The organism is Dietzia sp. DQ12-76, assembly GCF_014145045.1.
Taxonomy (GTDB): Bacteria; Actinomycetota; Actinomycetes; order Mycobacteriales; family Mycobacteriaceae; genus Dietzia.
On sequence record NZ_JAALDV010000210.1, the window covers coordinates 1 to 5,067 of the forward strand.

The 5,067-nt window shown below is 69.7% G+C and carries 4 protein-coding genes; 3 read left to right on the plus strand and 1 reads right to left on the minus strand.

The window, feature by feature from the left end:
* Positions 1–26: 26 nt before the first annotated feature.
* On the minus strand, positions 27–449 hold the full coding sequence (locus G6019_RS08160) for a DUF5319 domain-containing protein (RefSeq protein ID WP_370446329.1): 423 nt from the start codon (positions 447–449) through the stop codon (positions 27–29).
* A gap of 111 nt (positions 450–560) precedes the next feature.
* On the opposite strand from G6019_RS08160, the gene guaB reads away from it, so the two are divergent.
* From guaB to G6019_RS08175, 3 genes are all read left to right on the plus strand, one after another.
* A complete protein-coding gene (guaB, locus tag G6019_RS08165; protein WP_017837214.1) occupies positions 561–2,096 on the plus strand; it encodes an IMP dehydrogenase in 1,536 nt (511 codons plus the stop codon).
* Positions 2,097–2,102: 6 nt separating this feature from the next.
* Complete coding sequence (locus G6019_RS08170) at positions 2,103–3,242, plus strand: GuaB3 family IMP dehydrogenase-related protein (protein WP_182612598.1); 1,140 nt, start codon at positions 2,103–2,105, stop codon at positions 3,240–3,242.
* Between the two features lie 88 nt (positions 3,243–3,330).
* The coding region (locus G6019_RS08175; RefSeq protein ID WP_182627375.1) for a GMC family oxidoreductase at positions 3,331–5,067 on the plus strand (1,737 nt) is incomplete at its 3' end.

The following is a 5,067-nucleotide window of genomic DNA, read 5'->3' on the forward strand; positions in this document are numbered from 1 at the left end:
GCCAGGCCGGGGCCGCGAACCGGCCCTCAGCGGCGCCAGTGGAGCCGGCGCGGGCGGATCGCCCGCACCGCGTCGGCGTACCCGCGGCAGTAGTCCCACGACACGTAGTCGTCGGGGATCGGGTCGAACGCGGGCTCGTGGGGCAGGAGCGAACCGTCCTCGAGGAGCTGCATGAGGTTGGCGCGGAGCATGTCCCACTCGTGGAAGTGTTCCTCCGCACAGTCCTCGCACTGCACGGCCACGCCCTTGACACCGGTGGGTGCCAGGAGCTCGCGGAACTCCGCGAGATCGGCCAGGTCCTCCTCGATCGCGCGGCGCTCCTCCGCGTCGAGCGGGCCCGAGGGGATGCCGTCGTCCGCGGGGTCGAGCCCGGCCAGTTCCGCCGTCGGATCATCCGGATCGCCGGCGAACGGGTCGGGCGGCATGCCGTGCCGTAGGGGATCGTTCACCCCCTCACCGTACCCGTGGACGCCAGCCGGCGGGGCCGACGGTTCGAGCCCGGGACCCCGGACGCACTATCCTCGGACTCCAGACCGAGACGACCCCCAGGAGGACGGCAGATGAGCGAGTCGCGAGGCCCCGTGCGCACCGGCGGCGACGATCCCACCAAGGTCGCCATGGTGGGGCTGACCTTCGACGACGTGCTACTGCTCCCGGCCGCTTCCGAGGTGGTCCCCAGCGAGGTCGACACGAGCACCCGACTCACCCGCGACATCACGTTGCGGGTGCCGCTGGTGTCGTCCGCGATGGACACCGTCACCGAGGCACGCATGGCCATCGCCATGGCCCGCCAGGGCGGGATCGGGGTGCTGCACCGCAATCTGTCGGTGGCCGACCAGGCGGCCCAGGTCGACACCGTCAAGCGGTCCGAGGCGGGCATGGTCACCGACCCGGTCACCTGTGCTCCCGCCAACACCCTCGCCGAGGTCGACGAGATGTGCGCCCGCTACCGGATCTCCGGCCTGCCGGTGACCGATGAGCGGGGTGAGCTCGTGGGCATCATCACCAACCGTGACATGCGGTTCGAGGTGGATAAGTCGCGGCGGGTGGACGAGGTCATGACCCGCGCACCGCTGGTGGTCGCGCGGGAGGGGGTGACGGCAGAGGCCGCGCTCGGGCTCCTGCGCCGTCACAAGATCGAGAAGCTGCCGATCGTGGACGGGGACGGTCGTCTCACCGGACTCATCACGGTGAAGGACTTCGTCAAGACCGAGAAGCACCCTGACGCCACCAAGGACTCGGACGGTCGACTGCGGGTGGCCGCGGCCATCGGGACGGGCGAGGACGCCTGGCAGCGCGCGGGCGCCCTGACCGAGGCCGGCGTGGACGTCCTCGTCGTCGACACCGCTCACGCCCACAACCGCAATGCACTCGAGATGGTCGCCCGGGTCAAGCGCGAGCTCGGCGACCGGGTCCAGGTGATCGGCGGAAACCTCGCCACCCGGGGCGCCGCCCAGGCGATGATCGACGCGGGTGCGGACGCCATCAAGGTGGGCATCGGCCCCGGTTCCATCTGCACCACCCGTGTCGTGGCGGGGGTGGGCGCGCCGCAGATCACCGCGATCCTGGAGGCCTCCGTGGCGGCCCATGCCGCAGGCGTCCCCGTGATCGCCGACGGCGGTATGCAGTACTCGGGCGACGTGGCCAAGGCGATCGCGGCCGGCGCGTCGGCGTGCATGTTCGGCTCCCTGCTCGCGGGCTGCACCGAGTCCCCCGGCGACCTGATCTTCGTGGACGGTAAGCAGTACAAGGTCTACCGCGGGATGGGATCGGTGGGCGCGATGCGCGGACGGGGCAAGCCCGGACAGGAGAAGTCGTTCTCCAAGGACCGCTACTTCCAGGACGACGTGCTGTCCGAGGAGAAGCTCGTCCCCGAGGGCATCGAGGGACGGGTGCCGTACCGGGGCGACGTCGCGCAGGTCCTGCACCAGCTCAACGGCGGGCTGCGTGCGGGAATGGGGTACACGGGATCGGCCACCATTCCCGACATGAACCGCGCCCAGTTCGTCCAGATCACGGCGGCGGGGCTCAAGGAGAGCCACCCCCACGCGATCCAGATGACCGTCGAGGCCCCCAACTACAACGTCAAGGACTGAAGCCGCGTGCGCAACGTCGTGGAGATCGGAATGGGCCGCGAGGCCCGACGGATGTACGGGCTCGGCGAGGTGGACATCGTCCCCTCCCGTCGCACCCGCAGTTCGAAGGAGGTGTCGACGTCCTGGCAGATCGACGCCTACCGGATGGACCTGCCCGTGATGACCCACCCGACCGATGCGGTGGTCTCACCCGAGTCGGCGGTGGAGTTCTCGAGGCTGGGCGGCCTGGCGGTGCTCAACGGCGAGGGCCTGTGGGCGCGGCACGAGGACCCTGAGGCGGCGATCGACGAGTTGCGCGAGATCGCCCTCGAGGACGTGACCGGCCACCGCGCGGTGGCTCGACTCCAGGAGCTGCACCGCGCCCCGATCGACCGGGAGCTGCTCGCGGCGGCGGTGCGACGGATCCGCGACGAGGGTGCGACCGTCGCGGTCCGGGTGTCTCCGCAGCACGCCCGCGAGCTCACGCCCGGCCTGGTCGGCGCCGGGATCGATCTGCTCGTGGTCCAGGGCACGATCATCTCCGCCGAGCATGTGAGCGGCGAGGACGAACCGCTGAACCTGAAGGACTTCATCCACGGGCTCGACGTGCCGGTGATCGCCGGCGGCGTGGTGGACTACAAGACCGCCCTGCATCTCATGCGCACAGGCGCGGCGGGTGTGATCGTGGGTTACGGCGGCGTCGACGGGGTCACCACGACGGGCTCCGTACTCGGGATGGAGGTGCACATGGCCACCGCGATCGCCGACGCGGCGGCCGCGCGACGCGACTACCTGGACGAGACGGGTGGCCGCTACGTCCATGTGCTGGCCGACGGTGACATCTACACCTCAGGCGACATCGCCCGTGCGGTGGCCTGTGGTGCTGACGCCGTAGTCCTGGGTCCGCTCTTGGCCGGCTCGTTGGAGTCCCCGGGGCGGGGTGTGTACTGGGACGCCGTCTCCGCCCACCCCAAGGTCCCCCGGGGGCATGTCGCGGAGATCGACGACGAGACGGCCCTGTCCCCCCTGGCCGAGGTGCTCGAGGGACCCACGAGTGCCCCGGACGGGACGCGGAACCTGATGGGTGGCCTGCGCCGCGCCATGGCCAAGTGCGGCTACTCGGACGTGAAGGGGTTCCAGAAGGTGGACCTGTCCGTTCGTCCCTGAGGCGGTGGACAAATCGAGCACTACTGTCGGGTAGGTTCGTGGTGCTCGGGTACTGTGACCCACACCTCGATCACCAGGGAGATCCACCATGACGACATCGGCGCCGTCGCCCTCGACCACCACCGCCCCCACCGGCAGTACCGACACGGACGTCCTCGTCATCGGGTCCGGATTCGGCGGAAGTGTCACGGCCCTGCGTCTGACCGAGAAGGGCTACCGCGTGACGGTGGTCGAGGCGGGTCGTCGCTTCGAGGACTCGGACTTCCCCAAGACGTCGTGGCGTCTCAACAAGTACGTCTGGGCGCCGAAACTGGGGCTGTTCGGAGTGCAGCGCGTCCACCTGCTGCGCGATGTCATGGTGATGGCGGGTGCCGGCGTGGGCGGCGGCTCCCTGAACTACGCCAACACCCTCTACAAGCCGCACGCCCCGTTTTTCAACGACCCGCAGTGGGCGCACATCACGGACTGGGACGCTGAACTCTCCCCGTTCTACGACCAGGGACGCCGGATGCTCGGTGTGGTCACGAACCCGACGCATTCCCATTCCGACACGATCATCAAGGAGGTCGCCAGGGAGATGGGTGCGGAGGACACCTTCGTGTACACCCCGGTCGGCGTCTACTTCGGCGAGAAGACCGGTGGTCGGGGCAAGCCGGGTGAGACGGTCCCGGACCCCTTCTTCGGTGGGGTGGGCCCGGACCGCACGGCCTGCATCGAGTGCGGCGAGTGCATGACGGGCTGCCGGCACGGCGCCAAGAACACTCTGGTCAAGAACTACCTCGGGCTGGCCGAGCGCGCCGGGGCCCGCGTTCTGGACCGGACCACGGTCAGCGGACTGCGCGAGCGCGGAGACGGCACCTGGGAGGTGACGCTCGAGCGCTCCGGCGCCTGGACCCGGAGGGGCAAGCGCATCACAACGGTGACCGCCTCGCACGTGGTGGTGGCAGCCGGGACGTGGGGCACCCAGCATCTGTTGCACTACGCCAAGGACGAGGGCGCACTGCCACGGCTGTCGAACGCGTTGGGCAGGCTGACCCGCACCAACTCGGAGTCGATCCTCGGGGCGATGGGGGACAGGTACACGCCGGAACGGGACTTCTCCGAGGGCGTGGCCATCACGTCGTCGTTCCATCCCGGTTCCGACACCCACGTCGAACCCGTCCGGTACGGCAAGGGCTCCAACGCCATCGCCGTGCTCCAGACCCTGCTGACCGACGGTGACGGCGACGGCCCCCGCTGGCGCACGCTCGCCAACGAGCTGCGTCGCCGACCGTCGCTACTGTTCAAGCTGGTCAACAAGCGCCGGTGGAGCCAGCGGACTGTGATCGTGCTCGTCATGCAGAACCTGGACAACTCGCTCCAGACCTTCGTGAAGCGCTTCGGTCCTTTCCGCTACGTCTCCAGCAGACAGGGCCACGGCCAGCCCAACCCGACGTGGATCCCCAAGGGCAACGAGGCCACCCGCCGGATCGCCGAGAAGATCGGCGGCGTGGCCGGTGGAACCTGGGGTGACATCATCAACATGCCGATGACCGCGCACTTCCTGGGTGGCTGCGCGATCTCCGACTCCCCGGAATCGGGCGTGGTGGACCCTTACCACCGGGTCTGGAACTACCCGACCATGCATATCGTCGACGGTTCCGCGATCTCCGCGAACCTCGGCGTCAACCCGGCGCTGAGCATCACCGCCCAGGCCGAACGCGCCATGTCGCTGTGGCCCAACAAGGGCGAGGCCGACCCCCGTCCCGCGCAGGGCGAGCCCTACCAGCGCCTGACCCCGGTACCGCCCGCGTCGCCGGTCGTCCCGGAGGCGGCGCCCGGCGCG

What these genes read in the sequence shown, in the direction of transcription:
- guaB (WP_017837214.1), top strand. Translation starts at nt 561, where the DNA reads ATGAGCGAGTCGCGAGGCCCCGTGCGCACCGGCGGCGACGATCCCACC.